Annotated in this window: 17 protein-coding genes and 1 pseudogene; 10 read left to right on the top strand and 8 right to left on the bottom strand. The window is 41.1% G+C overall.

Annotation, left to right across the window (positions count from 1 at the left end; translation table 11 throughout):
- Positions 1-75: 75 nt before the first annotated feature.
- The gene (locus CHA6605_RS30810; protein ID WP_015329088.1) at positions 76-1,149 is read left to right on the top strand and encodes a ParB/RepB/Spo0J family partition protein; all 1,074 of its coding nucleotides are present in this window, start codon (positions 76-78) and stop codon (positions 1,147-1,149) included.
- A gap of 122 nt (positions 1,150-1,271) precedes the next feature.
- Here CHA6605_RS30810 and CHA6605_RS30805 read toward each other — a convergent pair whose 3' ends face one another.
- The 6 genes from CHA6605_RS30805 to CHA6605_RS34830 all read right to left on the bottom strand — a co-directional run bounded on the left by CHA6605_RS30805 (position 1,272) and on the right by CHA6605_RS34830 (position 3,765).
- Entirely contained in the window at positions 1,272-1,973 is a 702-nt protein-coding gene (locus CHA6605_RS30805; protein WP_015329087.1) for a hypothetical protein, read from the bottom strand.
- A complete protein-coding gene (locus tag CHA6605_RS30800; protein WP_015329086.1) occupies positions 1,955-2,443 on the bottom strand; it encodes a hypothetical protein in 489 nt (162 codons plus the stop codon). Before CHA6605_RS30800 ends, CHA6605_RS30805 begins: the two co-directional genes overlap by 19 nt.
- A gap of 42 nt (positions 2,444-2,485) precedes the next feature.
- Positions 2,486-2,623 carry a hypothetical protein gene (locus CHA6605_RS35320; protein ID WP_198288609.1) on the bottom strand — a complete coding sequence of 46 codons (138 nt, stop codon included), beginning with the start codon at positions 2,621-2,623 and terminating at the stop codon, positions 2,486-2,488.
- 76 nt (positions 2,624-2,699) lie between these two features.
- The gene (locus CHA6605_RS30795; RefSeq protein WP_015329085.1) at positions 2,700-3,128 is read right to left on the bottom strand and encodes an HNH endonuclease; all 429 of its coding nucleotides are present in this window, start codon (positions 3,126-3,128) and stop codon (positions 2,700-2,702) included.
- Positions 3,125-3,469 (bottom strand): hypothetical protein, encoded by a 345-nt coding sequence (locus CHA6605_RS30790; RefSeq protein ID WP_015329084.1) that lies wholly within the window; start codon positions 3,467-3,469, stop codon positions 3,125-3,127. The genes CHA6605_RS30795 and CHA6605_RS30790 overlap by 4 nt, the downstream gene beginning before the upstream one ends.
- 158 nt (positions 3,470-3,627) lie before the next feature.
- Complete coding sequence (locus CHA6605_RS34830) at positions 3,628-3,765, bottom strand: hypothetical protein (RefSeq protein WP_015329083.1); 138 nt, start codon at positions 3,763-3,765, stop codon at positions 3,628-3,630.
- A gap of 162 nt (positions 3,766-3,927) precedes the next feature.
- On the opposite strand from CHA6605_RS34830, the gene CHA6605_RS30785 reads away from it, so the two are divergent.
- The 6 genes and pseudogenes from CHA6605_RS30785 (at position 3,928) to avs2 (ending at position 13,582) form a co-directional block, all read left to right on the top strand.
- Positions 3,928-4,596: a Uma2 family endonuclease gene (locus CHA6605_RS30785; protein ID WP_015329082.1), complete on the top strand. Its 669-nt coding sequence runs from the start codon at positions 3,928-3,930 to the stop codon at positions 4,594-4,596.
- A 344-nt stretch (positions 4,597-4,940) separates the two neighbouring features.
- On the top strand, positions 4,941-6,008 hold the full coding sequence (locus CHA6605_RS30780; protein WP_015329081.1) for a nucleoid-associated protein: 1,068 nt from the start codon (positions 4,941-4,943) through the stop codon (positions 6,006-6,008).
- On the top strand, positions 6,009-7,667 hold the full coding sequence (locus CHA6605_RS30775) for a hypothetical protein (RefSeq protein ID WP_015329080.1): 1,659 nt from the start codon (positions 6,009-6,011) through the stop codon (positions 7,665-7,667). It begins immediately after the preceding gene.
- A gap of 17 nt (positions 7,668-7,684) precedes the next feature.
- Positions 7,685-8,707, top strand: coding sequence for a tyrosine-type recombinase/integrase (locus CHA6605_RS30770; RefSeq protein WP_015329079.1), 1,023 nt, complete (start codon positions 7,685-7,687; stop codon positions 8,705-8,707).
- Between the two features lie 6 nt (positions 8,708-8,713).
- Positions 8,714-8,902, top strand: a pseudogene (locus CHA6605_RS37450) (hypothetical protein); the annotation flags it as partial.
- 54 nt (positions 8,903-8,956) lie between these two features.
- Positions 8,957-13,582, top strand: a complete 4,626-nt coding sequence (gene avs2, locus CHA6605_RS32300; RefSeq protein ID WP_015329078.1) for an AVAST type 2 anti-phage system protein Avs2 — start codon at positions 8,957-8,959, stop codon at positions 13,580-13,582.
- A gap of 138 nt (positions 13,583-13,720) precedes the next feature.
- On the opposite strand, the gene rppB is transcribed toward avs2, so the two are convergent.
- Together rppB and rppA are read right to left on the bottom strand one after the other, a co-directional pair.
- A complete protein-coding gene (rppB, locus tag CHA6605_RS30760; protein ID WP_015329077.1) occupies positions 13,721-15,112 on the bottom strand; it encodes a two-component system sensor histidine kinase RppB in 1,392 nt (463 codons plus the stop codon).
- Positions 15,113-15,132: 20 nt separating this feature from the next.
- Complete coding sequence (gene rppA, locus CHA6605_RS30755; protein ID WP_015329076.1) at positions 15,133-15,855, bottom strand: two-component system response regulator RppA; 723 nt, start codon at positions 15,853-15,855, stop codon at positions 15,133-15,135.
- A 170-nt stretch (positions 15,856-16,025) separates the two neighbouring features.
- Here rppA and CHA6605_RS30750 point away from each other — a divergent pair, with 170 nt between their 5' ends.
- The 3 genes from CHA6605_RS30750 (at position 16,026) to CHA6605_RS32295 (ending at position 18,124) form a co-directional block, all read left to right on the top strand.
- The gene (locus CHA6605_RS30750; protein WP_015329075.1) at positions 16,026-16,730 is read left to right on the top strand and encodes a DUF305 domain-containing protein; all 705 of its coding nucleotides are present in this window, start codon (positions 16,026-16,028) and stop codon (positions 16,728-16,730) included.
- Positions 16,731-16,984: 254 nt separating this feature from the next.
- Complete coding sequence (locus tag CHA6605_RS30745; protein WP_015329074.1) at positions 16,985-17,347, top strand: hypothetical protein; 363 nt, start codon at positions 16,985-16,987, stop codon at positions 17,345-17,347.
- Positions 17,348-17,749: 402 nt separating this feature from the next.
- The gene (locus CHA6605_RS32295) at positions 17,750-18,124 is read left to right on the top strand and encodes a hypothetical protein (RefSeq protein ID WP_015329072.1); all 375 of its coding nucleotides are present in this window, start codon (positions 17,750-17,752) and stop codon (positions 18,122-18,124) included.
- Positions 18,125-18,314 lie beyond the last annotated feature (190 nt).

Here is an 18,314-nt window from a genome sequence, read left to right as displayed (position 1 = left end):
TCTCATTACAAATCGCCGACCGATTGGATCTATCCTCCACTCGTAAATACCCACTGACTTTTCCCTATTTTAACCATGTCAAAATCTACTGGACTCGCCGCAAAATTTGCAGTTGCAGGTGACAATGTTAAAGTTCAAAATCTGGAAACACAGATCGAAACCCTCACCCAACAACTCAAACACCAGAGTGGGTTGATGCGAATCGATATCTCCCTTATCGATCGAGATGAAAATCAACCGCGTAAAGTTTTTTCTCCTAAGTCGATCGAGCAAAGGGGGCGCAGTCTCGAACTCCACGGGCAGAAAACGCCGATCGTCCTCATCCCTCAACCTAATGGCAGATATAAGCTCTTCGACGGCGAACTCAGAGTTTTAGGAGCAACTTATATCAATTGGACGCATATCGATGCGGTAATTTTGCCCGCCGATCGGGTGGCGATCGCGATTGATACCTTCAGAGGTCAAGTCATTACTGGCATCCAATCCCAACACTTACACGACCTCGATCTGGCTGAAGCAATTGTCAAACTAGCCGCAGGCGACCCGATTTTATCCCAACTGGACACTGAAACAGACTTACCCAGAATCCTCAACACCGTATTGGCACGAATTAAAAAACATCAAGCTTTAAGTCAGCTTTCAGAGCTGGTCTGTCGATCTAGACCTGAAATCCAAAGATGGATAGCAGAATCAGGTGCGATCGAGCATCAATACGAAGCTGCTTTGCTGCAAATGCTCTTAGAGTTGCAACTGAATCCAAAAACAGTTTCCAATCATGTATTGCCCCTGCTATCCTTCCCACTGGAAGTAAAAGATGCAATTCGCACTCACGATCTAGATAGTAGCAAAGCAGCAGCGATTGCCAAACTTACTGCCGAACGGCTAGCGACTACCGAAGATAATGCGGTTTCCGTTCGCACCGAATTAATTGAAAAAACGATCGCCCAGAAACTATCTCTACCTCTAGTTCGATCCGAGTGCGCTCAACGTCTTACTGGTTCGGATGCTAGTAGTACTCGCATAAATAAAATTATGAAATCGATTTCCTCCCTCGATCTCGATGGACTCGCAGAAAATGAAATCAGAACGATCCAAAAATCCCTCAAAGATAAATTAGCTCAAATTCAACAATTTTTGAAGACATCATAACCGATCGAATCTACCGCCTTAGATGTCTCTGGTAGTCACAATGGTGGCATAGAATCATTTCGAGCAAGCCGCGATTCCCTAAAGAGAACGTTGCCCGATCGCCCACGACTGAGTTTAGTAAGTCAGGAGTCTACATTCAACTTCGGGCAGTTAATGCCCGAAGTTGTGTAATCATCCGTTATGACATTACTTCCCAATTCGACAATCCAAATTCCTGCTCGCTCGTAGAAATCAACACTAAATTCTACGAGCGCATTCAATTGACGACTAACTACACAACCAGTATTACCCAATAATAACCCCAACCAGACATCCACCAAACTCAATCCCGACTGCTGCTGCAACTCCACCAACAACATCGAACCACATTCTCCCATCACCTCCCGAATCCGACTCGCCCACAGCTCGATCTCCTCTTGATGAGCATTTCCCATCACCGCCGCCCGCATCATTGCCTCAGTCGCCACCTCATCCGCCTCCACCCCCAACTTAATCACCGACTGTCGCTCCTGCGGATAGTCGTGTTCCACTTCCAGATACAGATGCTCGTCCCGCAAAATGAAAGTTTGCCGATACAGATGCGCCCAGAGTTCATCTGGTAGAACTGGCTCTTTAACTGGTAAATAAGCCGCTGCAATCTCAGTTAAAATTGTCTCCGCTCGAACTCGATAAATCTCCGCAATTTCCCCAACCGCCCGCCCCCCATCAACCAAATTCAACCCATCCAAATGACCGCACAGTTCGATAAAACCGACCGTCGCTGGTTCTGCTTGAGCGACAGCCAGGATTTGCCACAAATCTAACTCTAATTGTTGTGGTGCCATTGCGGACAAGAACTAATAGGACACTGGCTGGGATGTAACTCCACCTTCGACGTAAATTTAGTCAACTCCACCCCCAACTCACTCGAACAAGCCTTCAAAATCTCAGTCATCACCCCTACTACCTGAACTGGAGTCAAACCCATGCAGTGCATCGGCTCCACCTTCAAAACCTTCTGGGTTCCCTGCCAAACCTCAGCCGCGATCGCGTGGACTGGCGCATCCTGCCGTTCTCGATAGAAGATAATGCTAACAGCCGTACCGATTGGTGGCTCGATCGCAATCGTCCGAAGTACATCACCAGCCGACTCTACCGGACGACTTTGCTTGCGCTGCTGGCTAATCCGCGCCTTATTGCGTTGATAATGCCGTCGATTCGGACAGCGGACTGCATCCCAGCAAGGTTTAGCCCCAGCCTCGGCGGTACTCAATTTCGAGCATTGAAAACAGTTATGACCGACTTTTTTCGGCATCTTAACTCACACTCAACTCGTCACTACAATCTGATTTCAGGTTTAAATATTGTCATTTTCTGCTTCCATATAATCACACTCATCGCAACTGATGCCATTGGTTTCGTCATGACTAAAACTGTTACTGCCACACACCGGGCAACAAACTTCAAGTTGCTCTAGGATATCTTGTTCGCTCATTATTTACTCCTCTATAAAAACACATTACTCGATCGCGATTAGACCAACCATCCAACCCCTCAAGTGCCATCTTCTGTCACGTTAACTTTGGCGGATGCTCGTCTAACTTAACCCACATCGCCCTTGCCCGCATCAACGCTGGACGATTCATCTGCAATCCAACGATCGTCGCTCGACCCACCGTTGTTAGTCCTCTCATTTCTGTCCCCATCTCACTCCAGCTAAAATGTTGTCCCCAAACTTGCTCCTGGGGATGAAATAACGCAACTGTTTCACCGCTTTCTGAATCGATAGCAGTCTGACGATCTCCCTTGTAGCGATTACAAGAAGGACAGGCAAAACAAAGATTTTCAAATACCGTTTCCCCACCAACGGCAAGGGGGATAATATGCTCGAATTCAAACGTCATCGCCGTTAGAAATTCTGCCGTCCGGCAATAGGCACAGCATTCACCAAAGCAGTCGCGAATCTGTCGCTGTAACTCAACCCGAATATAAACACTCATGCTGCCGCAGTACCCCGTTCCAAGCACTCGATCGTATATCTGGCACGAGTTTTGAGAATTGTTAATCGATCTGCCTTCGCTAATAAGTCATCTAACTCGGCGATCTCATCGGTGGAGAGCAATGATTCTGTATTTCTGGATACTAGATCGTCTAGATGAGTTTGCTCTGCCACCGCCAATTTACAACTTGCTAGTGCTGTTAACTCATCGATACTCAATCCCATCAAACATTCCTCATCCAAGCCTAATGGATTGGCAAGTCTAGCGTAGGTGTTCCAGTCCAATAGGACTCCAACTCGTTCGCCCTGCTCATTTGTCAAGTATTGTAATGGTTGAGACATATATAGAAATGTTTATGATAAATGTTCGAGCTTAATTATTTGCTTGATTGCTAACTTCCTAAACCATTTGTGACATTGTTACCCTTCATCAAGATCGATACTTTCATTAAAAATTAATCAAAAAACATTGGTGTCTATAAAAACAATTATTACCTAAATTATCTCCGCGATTCTTCGAGAGATTTATACAACGCCTCGAATTGTCGATCGTGTTCGGCTCGTTCTTCAGGAGTTAAACTTTCCCATCGTTGACGCTGACGTTCTTTGAGTTGAGGATGATTTTGAGCGATGGTCATAACACCTCCGAATGGTCGTGGCAATTGATGCGTGCGTCTTAAATATTATATCACGACCCGATCGATCGCCCAATTTTGTCGGATATTTATCGGATGTATGGAAATGGATCTTTTCATGCGTTCGGCTGTGGTATAATTCTACTATCAATCGCCAAACACCTTATGTATCAGTACCAGTTACCTCGATACCTACCGACTGCCGACGAATTGCCCTGCTCCGACGATACCCCTGTGGATAACGAACTCCAAGAAATCATTCCCAGTCTACTTAAATCAATCCTGGAACTCCTTTGGAAAGACCGGATGAATTGGTTTTTTGGGATTGATATGGCAATCTATACCGACCCAGAGCAGCCAGCAATCGTCCCTGATGGTTTCTTGAGCTTGAATGTCGAGCGAGTTTTTGACGAACAAATGCGCTCTTGCTATACGCTCTGGGAAGAGAAAGTACCACCAGTTTTGGTGCTAGAAGTAGTCTCAACCACCCCAGGGGGAGAATATACTAAAAAGCTTCAGGAATACGCCCAAATGGGTGTGCTTTACTATGTCATCTACAACCCTAAACGTCGCCGAAAGCCAACACTAGAAATTCATCAGCTAGTTAATGGTGAATACGAACTACAACCGAACAATCCCTTATGGATGCCAGAGATTGGGTTAGGTATCGGATGCGAACGAGCCAACCACGGTGCATTGATGCGTGAATGGCTGTATTGGTATGACGAAAATAACCATCGCTACCCTACTCCAGTAGAACGAGCTGAACTAGCAGACCAAAGAGCCGAACGGTTAGCCGCCCAACTACGCGCTCTGGGCATCGAGCCAGATTAAATCTTAAATAGGCATTGCTGGATTCTCTTTCAGAGCAACTGAGCCGACGAAAACGTCGTCTAACAGCATTTATAGTTGCAGTTAATGTGGTCTCAAAATTGCGATGATTGCAGTCCTGAGTGATTAGTATTGCAGGTCGCTACAGATAGCGGGGAGTGGGGAGAATAGAATCCAAAAATAGGAAATCATATATGAATCCAGCAACGCCCTTAAATAAACTATCGTTGATAACTCGATAATATCGATCGAGCAACTTTTTAAAGGTATCGTATTTGAAAATACGTAAATCGATTGAGATTGTCAGACAACTTTTATTTCATTTCTAATAAACTCAAGCAAATTTTATGCGAGATTCAGCAGGAATTAAGCTGGAGCAGGCAATTCTCCACATTGTTGATTCTAGAGAAGCTAATGGACTCACTTTATCAGAACTGTGTATAGATTTAGGTGCATCAGAAAATTTAAGTATGATGTCCGATTATTTTGCCAGACACATTCAAAACTCTTTAAAAGATCCAACCACAAAAGCTGCTAAGTTTAAAACTAATACGTTTCAGGATGGCGATATTGCTCAACTCTGTTACGATCTAATTCATGGCGGACTAGATTTTATCGTTGGCTCACAGAAAATAGCGCGATCCTTGAAAGAACTCATCGAGAAAGATAAGCGGATTGCCCTTGGTAATTTAGCTATGTGTTCTTATCGAGCGGACAACTATGAAAATCGCAAATTTATTGCTTTAATTAAACTCGATCCTTCAGATGCTTTCCGACCCATTGTTAAAAATGACAAAAGTGGTAAGAAATATATTGGCTTTGAACTCGAACGCGGCATGATGCCTACAACAAAAGAGAAATTGCAAAAATGTGTATTCGTTCAATCTCTAGAACCAAGGCATGGAGATTACGATATGATGTTGCTCGATCGACAAACAGAGCAAGAACCCGCCCAGTTTTTCACTCAAGATTTCTTAAAAGCGGATCTAGCTCTAGACGATCGAGAGAGGACTAAGCGATACTATACAGCCATGAATGCTGCAATTAATGAACTTCGTACTATTCCTGAAATAACTAGCGAGCAAAATGATGCTGTTCATTCAATATTTAATAGTGCTATCAAACAAACTAAGGTTGATATCGAATCAACAATAGATAGTTTACCTCTTAACGATCTTTACAAACAGATAGTTACAGATAAATTTAAAAACTTACCCGATCGAGAATTCTCGCCAGATTCACAATATGTAAAAACGTTACGGAAGAAAGTTCGTTTCAAGGGAGATCGAGGATTATTTATTTCAGTCAACAGAGAAGATTTGTCTCAAATTATTAAAAATGTGAAAAAGCCAGATAGTAATTCGGACTTCTATGAAATCGTGCTTCGTACTAAAACCTGGAAAGAAGAAAATTAAATGAATGAGTTAATACAATTAGCCAATCCTTTATTGGATTTTTGTAAACAAATAGGTTTTGACAAAGAGTGGTTGATACGTCAAGAAGAATTAGACGAAATCAATTATTACGATGAAAACTTTCAGCGCGAACAACTCGAAAAACTTACAATTTCTCAATTGCTTCTCCTCGTTCAAAAATATGGTGATGCATTTAGCGGTAAATTTAGCTTCGCAGATGATGAATTAATAATAGATTCAACATTAAACCAACGAAAGGTTGATGACTTTAAAAAAGTAGTTTCTAATACACCTACTTTTGAATTTAGATTTAAGATCGACAAGAATAAGCTCAAGCAAATAATTCAAGAAAAATTCTCGATTTTACCATCTCAAGTTCCTTTTCCTCACAGGACTTTTCTTGTCTTCTTTGCTGAATCATTAGAGAAAAAATTTCTTCCCTCTTCTCTGGAGAAGATCGAGTCTACCTTTTGGGCTGATGAGCCAGCTTCTAAAGTTATTGTGCTCGTACCGGAACATGAAATTTACTTACATGGTGCTTATTTAGCTATTCTTGGTGGTAATAAATTACAAAAATTAAATGCAGTACTGACCTCTGAAATTCCCGATCGAGAAAAGATCGAATCCATGTACGAGCGCAGTCAAAGGCAGTTGAGATGGCAAGGATTGAATATTAAATATTTAACGCCCCTACACTTTAAAGTCAAAGGTGAGGCGGCACCAAACGATTCGATCGCCAGAGCGATATATCTTTACCTAGCTAAGATGCTAGTTATTTACACGGCAGAACAAACAACAATCGACAATCGCCAACAATATATATCGACTTATTCTGGCGAGAAGCAGCGTAAAGATATAAATCTATCCTTGGATGGTATCGCTAGTCTCTCTAATAGTGAAGTAATTAATGCTAATAGTCAACTATTAGATGCTGTTGAATGGATTTATTCTTCATCAAAAACAGAAGATGCTCTTACACTTTTTCAGACTGTAGTAGCAAGAACCTTGCAATTGACTGAATCTTCAGATGATACCTATCGTCTATTATTGATTAAGGCAGATTATCTTAACAACGAACTTAAATGGCTATGGAAGAGCTTCATCGAAGCAAAGATCGATAGCTATATGAATCAAGTAAAAGCTCTTGAAGATTATGTCTCAACCTCAATTCAAGTTTTTGCCGATCGAGTTGAAGCAACGATTAAAAATCTTTCCGATACCATGTTAGCTGCTGTTGGTGTAACTTTAGCATCTTTCATTGCTGCACTATTTAAAGATGGATTCAACCCAACAGTTTTTAGAATTGGCATCATAGCTTATGCTCTATATGTTTTAATATTCCCCTTGATTTATAATATGACTTATCAAGAGAAATACTTCAAAAGATTAATCAGGAATTTTCATCGAAGACAAGAACGTTTTAGCATGATTCTCGATCCTGCTAAGGTAAGTGAGATAGTTGGCGAACAATTAAATGAAAGTAAACATCAATTCGATCGCTGGTTTAAGATAGCTAAGTATACTTACATCTTGGTAATTTTGTTAGCATTATTAGCCGCATTTATCATTCCAGATCTGATGGCACAGTCAACATCCTTACAAAAGTCTTTGCCATTGCCATCACCAACAACATCAATAACTCCTAGCCCAATTAAATAACTATATTTCTATCGATCGTGCTAATTATCCCTCCTCCCAAACTTACTAAACTCGAACGACCATCCTCGGTTGAATTGACAGCTAGCCCAGACGATCTCTGGGCTGAGTTTGGTCAGCTTCAAATCAGAGATAGTACTAGGAAACAGTATGTTAAAGCGATCGATAATTTCTGTCAGTTCGCTTATAATGGCTCTGCGACTCCAGAAACAATCGAGGAATTTCTGGCACTAGATCGATATGCGGCGATCGAAATAGTATTAAAATATCGTCGTCACTCGATCGATAAAAACCTGGCACCCAGCACGATTAATGTCCGGCTGGCGGCGATTAAGAGTTTGGTAGATATGGCGCGGAAGCTGGGTAAAACTACTGTCGATCTAAGCGATATCGAAAGTATTCCAGCGGAAAGTTATCGCGATACTAGGGGGATCTCTGTCGAACAGTTTAAATTGATGTTAGACGCAATCGTTGGCTCGCCTACCGGAGGTAATCCGAGTACGCCAATCGGGATAAGGGATTATGCGATCATGCTGTTATTTTGGGGCAACGCGCTCCGGCGTGGGGAAATTGCTAGTGCGAATATCGAGGATTTTTTACCCCAGCAGCAGAAGTTGAAGATCTTGGGGAAGGGGAAACGAGCGAAGGTGGCGATCGATCTTAGCGATAGTGTCAGTTATGCTTTGGAGGAGTGGCTGAATTTTCATCCCTGTAATTTACCAGGACAGCCGCTGATTACTTCTTTAAGCCATAACTGTTATGGGGCGAGGATTGCTGGGGATAGTATCTATCGAATCGTTCAAGGGTATGCGGAGGCTGCGGGGATCGAGCAGCGGGTGTCACCGCATCGGTTGCGGCATAGTTCGATTACAGCGTTTTTAGACGCTAGTGGGGGTAATCTGCGGGCGGCGCAAGCGTTGAGTCGGCACAGCAATCAGAATACTTTGACTCTGTACGACGATAATCGACGGCAGGAACAAAAGGTTGCTTCAGGTGTGCTGGAGAGTTTGTTGGTGGGGAATGGTGGGAAAACGAGCGGTTGATGGTGTTTGACGGGGAAACGCGATTATGCGATGCTGCGACTGCTGTGGGACAATGCTCTTAGACGCGCTGAGGTGTGTTGACCCGACCGCCGCTAAACGGCGCGCAAACTTCGAGCTGATTTTCACCCATTAGAGGGTCGGCTTTATCTCAAGGGCAAAGGAAAAATCGATAAGGAACCGATCGATCTAGCTGCGGCTAGGTGGAGGCAATTTCGGACTGGTTGGCGATAACTGCAATAGAGTGAACAAATGTCGAGTATCAATTGGCAAAATCTTCGTTCGTGGAATGGCTCACAATATTCGGCTTTTGAGGAGCTTTGCTGTCAACTTGCGTTCTATGAAGAAATGCCACTAGGCTCAGTCTTTATCCGTAAAGGTACTCCTGACGCAGGAGTGGAATGCTTTTGGAAATTACCGTCTTTAGATGAGTTTGCTTGGCAAACTAAATTCTTCTTCTCTGTAGATAAGAGTCAGTGGAAACAACTAGATGAATCTGTAAAAACAGCGTTAGATAGGCATCCTCGCCTAGTCTGCTACACAGTATGTATACCAATCGACAGACAAGATCCACGAATGAGCGATCGACAGTCGTTCATGGATAAATGGAACGAACATGTGGAGAAATGGCAAGAATGGGCGCAAAACAAAGGAATGTCTGTTAGCTTTCCTTATTGGGGAGAATATGAAATTTTTGAGAGGCTAACTCGTGAGGAGCATCAAGGACGGTATCTGTTCTGGTTCAATGCTGAATTATTTGGCAAACATTGGTTTCAATCTCGACTAGAAGAAGCTATTGCCAATGCTGGGCCTCGATATTCGCCAGAGCTAAATGTTGAGTTACCCGTTGCCAGGTTATTTGATGGTTTAGGCAGAAGCTCTAGATTTTTTAATCGTTTCAAAAGTCTGAGGAAAAAAATCAAAAAGATAAGTTCGGGTGCCACTCACAAGGAAAAAAATCTGTCTGAAAAAGATTTTTTTGAGTCCCTGCAACAGAAAATTGCCCAACTTCTATTAAATCTACAGAATTTAAATCCAGTAAGTGTAGCTATTTTAGATTTTACTACATTGTTTGCTACATTGTCAACTTTAGCTTCTGAATGTAGGGAGCAAGCTTATGATTATATCAGATTTTTAAAGCAAATTAGAGCCGATAAAACGGTTGATAATCAGCAATCGATCGATTCTAATTATCAGGCTTATGAACTTAACGAGCTAATAGAGCACCTATATTCTCTTGAGGAATTAGTAGAAAGTAACGAAGCATTACTTTCTAATGTCCCAGCACTTCTGCTACGAGGTAATGCTGGCAGTGGTAAAACCCATTTACTTTGTGATGTCGCTCAACATAGAATCCACTCTAGCTCACCTACTATTTTGTTGCTTGGCGAGCAATTTAATGATGCGGAACCTTGGTCACAAATTACTGGGCTATTAGGATTATCCTGTAAAAAGGAAGAACTATTGGGTGCTTTAGAAGCTGCGGCTCAATCCCAACAAACGAAAGCATTAATTTTGATTGATGCTGTGAATGAAGGAGCTGGAAAAAAGATTTGGAAAAAACATATTGCAGGTATATTAAAAGCTTTAACAAAATTTCCTCATATAGGAATTGCCATCAGTGTAAGAACTCCTTATGAAGATGTAGTAATTCCCCAGCATCTCGACCAAAATTATTTGGTGAGAGAAACTCATTATGGCTTTGTTCAACGTGAGTACCAAGCAACGCGGACATTCTTTGATTTTTTTGACATTAAGCATCCGAGTATCCCTTTACTAAATCCTGAGTTTCAGAATCCACTATTTCTAAAACTCTTTTGTCTTGGGCTTAAAAATCGTGGCTTAACCGAGATACCTACTGGCTTTCACGGGATTTCATCAGTTTTTGAATTTCTTGTTGATTCAGTTAATACTAAGCTATCTAGCGAACAGTTTCTTAACTTTGATGAGTATTCAGAAATAGTTCAAAAAGCAGTCCAACAGCTTTCAGAAGCGATGGCTAGAATGATTGTAAAAAATAATCGTCATTGGCTACCCCGTGAAGAAGCACAGAATGTTATTAATGCCTTACTTCCATCCAAAGGGTATCACGATTCTTTATTTAATCATCTATTGATTGAAGGGATCGTTTCCGAAGATATTTTCTGGCAAGGGAATGGAAAAAGAATGGATGGTATTCGATTTTCTTACGAGAGATTTTCCGACCACCTAGTTGTTAAATATTTACTTGACAACTATCTCGATCTTAATAATCCTTCAGCAGCATTCCTTCCAACTAGTCAATTAGGCATACTGCTGAAGGATTATAGAACATGTAACGATAATCGTGGGCTTTTAGAAGCATTCTCAATTCAGATTCCCGAACGTATTGGGCGAGAACTTGTTGAAGTTGCACCGCATTGTGCAAGCTACTCTATCGTTCGTGAGGCTTTCATTCAGAGTTTAATATGGCGCGACCCTAGTTCGATTAACGATTTAACTTATCAATATATTAGTTCGCAAATTACTCAGCACGATAAAAATTACACCTTTTTGTTAAATACTTTTTTAACAGTAACTTCTAATGTCAAACATCCATACAATGCAGATTTCTTACATAACTATCTCAAGCGTGATTCTAGAGCCGATCGAGATGCTTGGTGGTCTACTTTCCTTCACTCACAGTACGATCGACATGAAGCAGTCGATCGCTTGGTAGATTGGGCTTGGACGGCAGACGATAAAAGTCATATTGATGATGAGGCAATTAGATTGTGTTCGATCGCCCTTACTTGGTTTTTAACAACATCTAATCGCTTTCTGCGCGATCGGGCAACAAAAGCTCTTGTCTCTTTACTTACACCTCGTATTCATATTCTAAGACAGGTTATATTAGAGTTCTTAGATATAGATGACTTGTATATTTTAGAACGACTATACTGTGTTGCCTATGGATGTGTAATGCGAAGCACCAACGATAATAAGATCGCACAACTGGCTCAAGATGTATACGATTGGGTATTTAAAAGTGGCGAACCAATTCCACATATTTTATTAAGGGATTATGCCCGTGGTGTTATTGAGTTGGCTTTAAGTCGAAATATTGAATTGAAAATTGATGTTGCTCGGATTAGACCGCCGTATAAAAGTGAATGGATAAACAATGTCTTATCGAGAGAAGAATTAGAGATATACACTGAGGAAGCAAATGCGATACTAAAGAAATATAATTATGCAAGTAATCCAGAAATAAACTGCTGGCGATCTGTATTTGCGATCGAGCAGTCAGTGCTCGATCTAGGTGACTTTGCATGTTATATTATTGGCACAAATTCTTCAACAAGTTTTTCCTGGACTTCTCAACGTTTGGATGAGCCACCAACTTCTGAAGAAATACATGATAAATTCCTGAAATCCCTAACAGAGAGGCAGAAAAAAGCATGGGATCGATATCAAAATACTTTGATAGATATTGAGAATTATCGTCAGATGAGTCTCGAACGAAGGATTGAAGAATTTAAAGTTGAATTGACAGAGCAACAATTGGAGGAAGCTATATTTGATGTAATTGGCTCTTTTTGTAAAACCTTGAGCAAGAAAAAAATCAAGATTTTTGAAGAATATATTTTAGATTATTCAGAAAATTCGTCTAAGAAAGAGTATCAATTCGATTTAGATATCGCCCAACGCTGGATATTTTGGCGAGTTTTCGATCTAGGTTGGACGGTAGAACGCTTTGGCTGGTTTGATAGTAACTTAGGCTCTAGTGGCAGAATGCCAAATAAGGCTGAAAGAATTGGAAAAAAATATCAATGGCTTGCCTATCATGAATTTTTGGCACGGGTATCAGATAATTTTAAGTTCAAACTTAACAATTGGAACTCGACTGATGGTAACGGATATTGTGGCCCTTGGCAAGATAATGAAAGGGATATCGATCCATCATGTCTTCTAAAAAGTGCTTACTCAGAAGATTTAAACAAACAACATATACATACATGGGAGTCTGTTCCATATGATTTATGGAATACCAGCGATAATATTGCTTGGCTAAAAAGTATTGAAGATCTGCCTGATATTAAGCTATTGATTAATGTTATTAATCCCAATGATAATTCTTGTTGGCTGGCATTGGAAAACTATAGATCGTGGAACGAATCAGCCTCTGGTGATGAAGAATATTTATCTCAAAAACAGATTTGGTACATGACTAAAAGTTATCTTGTTGAAAAGCAAGATATAGATCTTGTATTTGACTGGGCTATTCAACAAGATTTTATGGGTCGCTGGATGCCAGAGTCACACGAGCTTACTCAAATGTTCTTGGGCGAATTTTTTTGGTCGCCTGCTTTTAAGTATCATAATACTCCTTACTTTAGTCATGATGGCTGGATTTCTGATGAAACGAGGAAAATTCCCAGAAAAATATTGGTGACAACAGATAAATATTTACAAGAAAGTTCTGGTATTGATTGTTCAATCGATGAATCTTATATTCTTAATCTACCTGCTCATTTTCTAGCCGATGGAATGGAACTATGCTGGAATGGAGTGGAAGGTTCTTTCTTCGATCGATCTGGACGTTTGATTGCCTTCGATCCGTCGGTCAAAGAAGTGGGTTTCCAAACATGTCTCATCAATCGTGCTGCATTAATTAATTTCCTCGATCGGAGCGATCTTGATATTTTTTGGACTTTTCTTGGTGAAAAGATAATTCTTGAAGGAACCCCCCATCGCGCACGTTTGGAGTTAAGCGGAGCTTTACGTCTAAAACATGGACAACTAGAAGGCTCTGTCAATTTTAAACTTAATTTTTTGAACGGTGATAAAGAAGGCTTGCATACGCCCTATATTGGAAAGTTCTCCATTTCTAACAACAAATATAATGCCCTAATATAATTGAAGTACGTAGGCAGCTTTTAGACAATTTTTCTCAAATCAGTTTCAGTCAACTATTGTGGATAGCTACAGGTAGAAACAGCAGGTGTTCTGTGAAAGTACCGTTACCGCATCCATCGATCGGATAGAAAATTGAAACTATACAATCTGATTCTGGCTAGATATCTTGCTAGGAGTGGCTTTAATTGGTAGCCGCACTATAAACGTAGTGCCTACATCTAGCTGACTATCAACTTCGATACTGCCATGATGTGCCTGGACGATCGCGTGCACGATCGCTAAACCTAATCCCGTTCCGCCTGTATTGCGCGAACGATCGGCTTGCACTCGATAAAAGCGATCGAAAATATGTGGTAAATCTGCCTCCGCAATGCCAATCCCATTATCTTTGATTGTGACGATCGCGTGACGCTCTGATGATTCTAAACGAATCGTGACTACTCCGTCGGTAGGAGTATATTGAATGGCATTATTAATCAGATTGGCGATCGCTCGATACAGCCTGTCGCTATCACCCATGACATAGATTGGCTGTTTGACTGAGACTTCTAAGCGGAGATCGATTGAACTCGCGATCGCTAGGGGAGCTAATTCTTCTTCTAAATCGCTGACTAAATCATTCAAACAGCAGGGCTGAAACTGCATGGGTAATTGCTTCGCTTCCAACCGCGATAGCCATAGTAAATCCTCAGCTAGACGAGTGAGGTGGCGAATTTGACGCTGGGCAATTTCCCAATTATTGCGAGTTTCCGGCTCGATTAGTTCGACATCTAAAGCATTTTCTACGGCTATGCTGGTGACAGCTAGCGGTGTGCGGAGTTCGTGGGCGGCATCGGCGGTAAACTGCTGAATTTGCTGGTACGACTGGTAAATTGGCTCGATTGCCAAACCTGAGAGCCACCAACTAGCCCCACCAATTAGTAACATTGCTAGTGGAATCCAAAACATCAGCATTAGATGTAGACTACTCATGTATTCATCTAATCGATCGAAGGATTGAGCAACTTGAAGATAACCCCAGTCGCGATTGTCGATCGTTTTGAGTGGTAGTGTATGAAAGTGATAGCGTTCGCCACGATCGTCAGTAATAGTTTCCCAATCCATAGTTGGGATTTTATTCTCCCTGGGCAAAGCGACGTTTCCGGTAAACTTGTGTTGTTTTGCCCCCAAAGTCGCAATCGTTTGACCTTTTAAGTTCAACAAACGCAGACAGTAGCCTTGTTTTTTTGTCAGTTCGGCAATTTTAGAATGGGGTTTAACTGGCAAACATTCCTTGCCGACTACACACAGTCCAGGAAGTACATTCATCACAACGGGATTTACTATTTCCGGCTGTTGTAAAACAGCTTCCAGCGTATCGTGTACGGTGCCAGCTAAAGTGTTTAATTCTCGATCGACCGTTCGAGCGAATGCTCTAATCATCACTAAATGAATCGCTAAGCCACACAGCAATGCGATCGAACCAATGACGAGCGCATAGGTGATAGTTAGTTGAATACGGGTACGATTGAATAGTCGATTTTGATGCACTGTTAATGATTGATAATTATCTATTTATGAATAGAATTGATGCGATATCCAAATCCGCGCATAGTTTCAATCGAACTCTCACAGCCTAATTCAGTTAACTTTTTCCGCAATAGCCGAATTTGGGCGGCGACAACATTACTCGCCGACTCTGAATCGAGCGGCCAAATCCGATTGCGAATTTGGTCGTGGGTGAGGGTTCGATCGGGATGTTGCATGAGGTATTCTAAAAGTTGAAATTCTTTGGCTGTCAGACTCCCAGACTGTTCGCGTCCCTGGCGGTCGATTGTCACGATCGCATTATTACCATAGTCTAGTCGTAGATTTCCCACTTGCAATCGCTCTGCTTGAAATACTTGGGCGCGGCGTTGCAGAGCGCGAAGTCTAGCTAGGAGTTCTTCCATCCCAAAGGGTTTGACTAGATAGTCATCGGCTCCAGCATCCAATCCGGTAATTTTATTCTCCATCCGATCTTTGGCAGTCAACATCAGGATGGGTAGAGTATATTTTTCTGCTCGTAACCGCTGACAAATCTCGATTCCAGACATTTTGGGCAACATCCAATCGATAATTGCCAACGCATAGGTTGTTTCTCCAGCGGAGATACTACGCAAACGATTGTTGGTTAAATATTCCCAGCCAGTTTTGCCATCTTCCGCCCAATCTACTACATATTGATGGCGAGAGAGGATTTTCTGGATGATGGCACCTAAGTCTGGCTCGTCTTCGATGAGTAAAATTTTCATACTTAACCGTAATCGTTCCCTAATTAAGGGCACCTGAGTCTGGTTTATCTTCGATCGGTAAAATCTTAGTAACTACGATCGTCGCCTAACTAGATGAAATTAAGATGAAATAATCAGCTTAACTGATTATTTCATCTTAATTTCATCTCATCTCGCTAGGATCTTATGTAATGTCAACATTACAATTATTTCTAGCACTCATGAATTTTAAAGTTAAATTACTCGCACCGATTGCTCTTATCTTAGGCGGGATTGGTTTCGGCTCCTTAGCGATTGCTAATTTAACAAATCGGGGGTCGAATTCAACACTCGCCCAAAGTGGGGGGATGAACCACGGTGGCATGAACCACGGTGGTATGAATCATAATATGGATATCGGGCCTGCTGATGCTAACTACGACCTGCGCTTTATCGATAGTATGATTCCCCATCACCAAGGTGCCTTGGTAATGGCGCAAGAAGTTCTCCAAAAATCTAAAAGACCCGAACTAATTAAACTGGCTAATAGCATTATTACCGAACAGAAAAAAGAAATCGCCCAGATGCAACAGTGGCGCAAACAATGGTATCCCAAAGCATCAGCAACACCGATGATGTGGCACTCTGCCATGAATCATGAAATGGCAATGACCGCCGAACATAAACAGTCAATGATGATGAGTATGTCATTGGGTAAAGCCGATGCTGGATTCGATCGCAGATTTCTCGATGCGATGATTCCCCATCATCAAGGTGCCGTGACAATGGGACAAGATTTATTGAAAAAATCCAAACGTCCAGAGATGAAAAAACTCGCTCGAAATATAATTACATCTCAACAGGCAGAGATCGCTCAGATGACTCAATGGCAGAAAGAATGGTCTGCAAGTAGATAGGTAGTAAAATTTTATCCGATCTGAAGTGTGAATGGGGATATAAGCAATCGCTTACATCCCCTAATTGAATTTTGATAGCGGTATGCGATGACTTAGATGACTATAAGTTTATTCTGGATCGCTAGCAATTAAATTAAGGTTTAAATCAAATTAAAATTCATCTCAATCTCATATTGTTTTCACTTTGATTTCATATCACATTGTTAATCTTTAAATAGAGAGGTTATTCAGTTCGATCCAAGAGGTACATTTTTATGAAACGCTTATTCCTGACTAGTTTATCAATTGTTGCCATTTCATTATCTGTAAGCACGTCCGCACAAGCACGCGGTCGAACAGAACCGATCGCAACGCCCACAACTCAATTAAGTTATAACATTCCTACCCCAAAATATGTAACTCCATTTGAATTAGTTGGTAGTGCTTATCAGGGTCAATACCGGGCGCACTCTATTCCTGGATTTTCTTCATTAATCGATGGTGCTCGAACTGGAAAAATTACTGCTAAAGATCTAGTCAAAGCAGCAATTGAGTCGGGAAGTTTACTCCCAGAAATGATTAACGATCGCGATTACCTTAGTAATGTTGAGTTTCAACTAAAAGGATTCAGATTTTAAGTTAGGTACTTACACCAAAAAAATTCTCATTCAGTAATGCCAGCGGCGAGGCTATGCCAACGAGATTTGCTGTAACAGCTAACCGATTGAGAAAGTCATACTCAAGTTACAAATAGTTCTCGATTATATATTTACCTTGTCGAATGAATGGTTGGAAGTTACTTCCAACCATTCATTCGTTATCTTTTGAATTCAGCTCTGAAGCAAAATTTTATTGGTAAAGAAATAGCAATGAAAGGCAAACTGATGATATTCTATAGAGAATTAATGTTAGCAACTTAATGCTATTGATATTGAATTAAAATTCACCTCAATTTTATTGTATTTTCATTAGAATTTCATATCATATTGTTAATCTGTAAATAGAGAGGTTATTCGATCCAAAGTAAAAGGTACATTTTTATGAAACGTTATCTGTCGATCGGCTTAGCAGTTGTTGCTATTTTATTAACTGCAAACACATCTGTAGAAGCACGAGGTAAAACCGAAGTAGTGACAAAATCAGAAACATTTAGACCATTAATGCTGGCAGCCGATCGCCCTTCTTTAGGATATATCACTCCATTTGATTTAGTTACTAGTGCTTATCAGGGTCAATATCGGGATCATTTTATTCCTGGATTTGGCTCGTTTATTTATGGTATCAGAACTGGAAAAATTACTGCTAAAGATTTAGTTAAAGCAGCAATTAATTCTAAAAGATTACCACCACAAGCGATCGCCGATCGCAGTTATCTGGGTTATGTAGATCTTCAGTTTAAATCGATACAGTTTTAAACTGGACGTGTATATTTTGACCCCAATGTCACAGAGCTGTCTAACGAATATTTGGAAATCACAGATCCTGCGTAACAATTGAGCTTCTCATCATCTCAAGCTTTGAGGTGATTTTTCGTAGCGATCGTCATAGCGAACGCTCATCAAAATTTGGTTATAAAATAATTAAATGCTAAAGTTTTGGTAAAAA

The sequence above is a fragment of the Chamaesiphon minutus PCC 6605 genome (genome assembly GCF_000317145.1).
Classification (GTDB): Bacteria; Cyanobacteriota; Cyanobacteriia; order Cyanobacteriales; family Chamaesiphonaceae; genus Chamaesiphon; species Chamaesiphon minutus.
The sequence above is the reverse complement of the archived record's forward strand: the minus strand, read 5'-3'. Positions and strand labels throughout refer to the sequence as shown.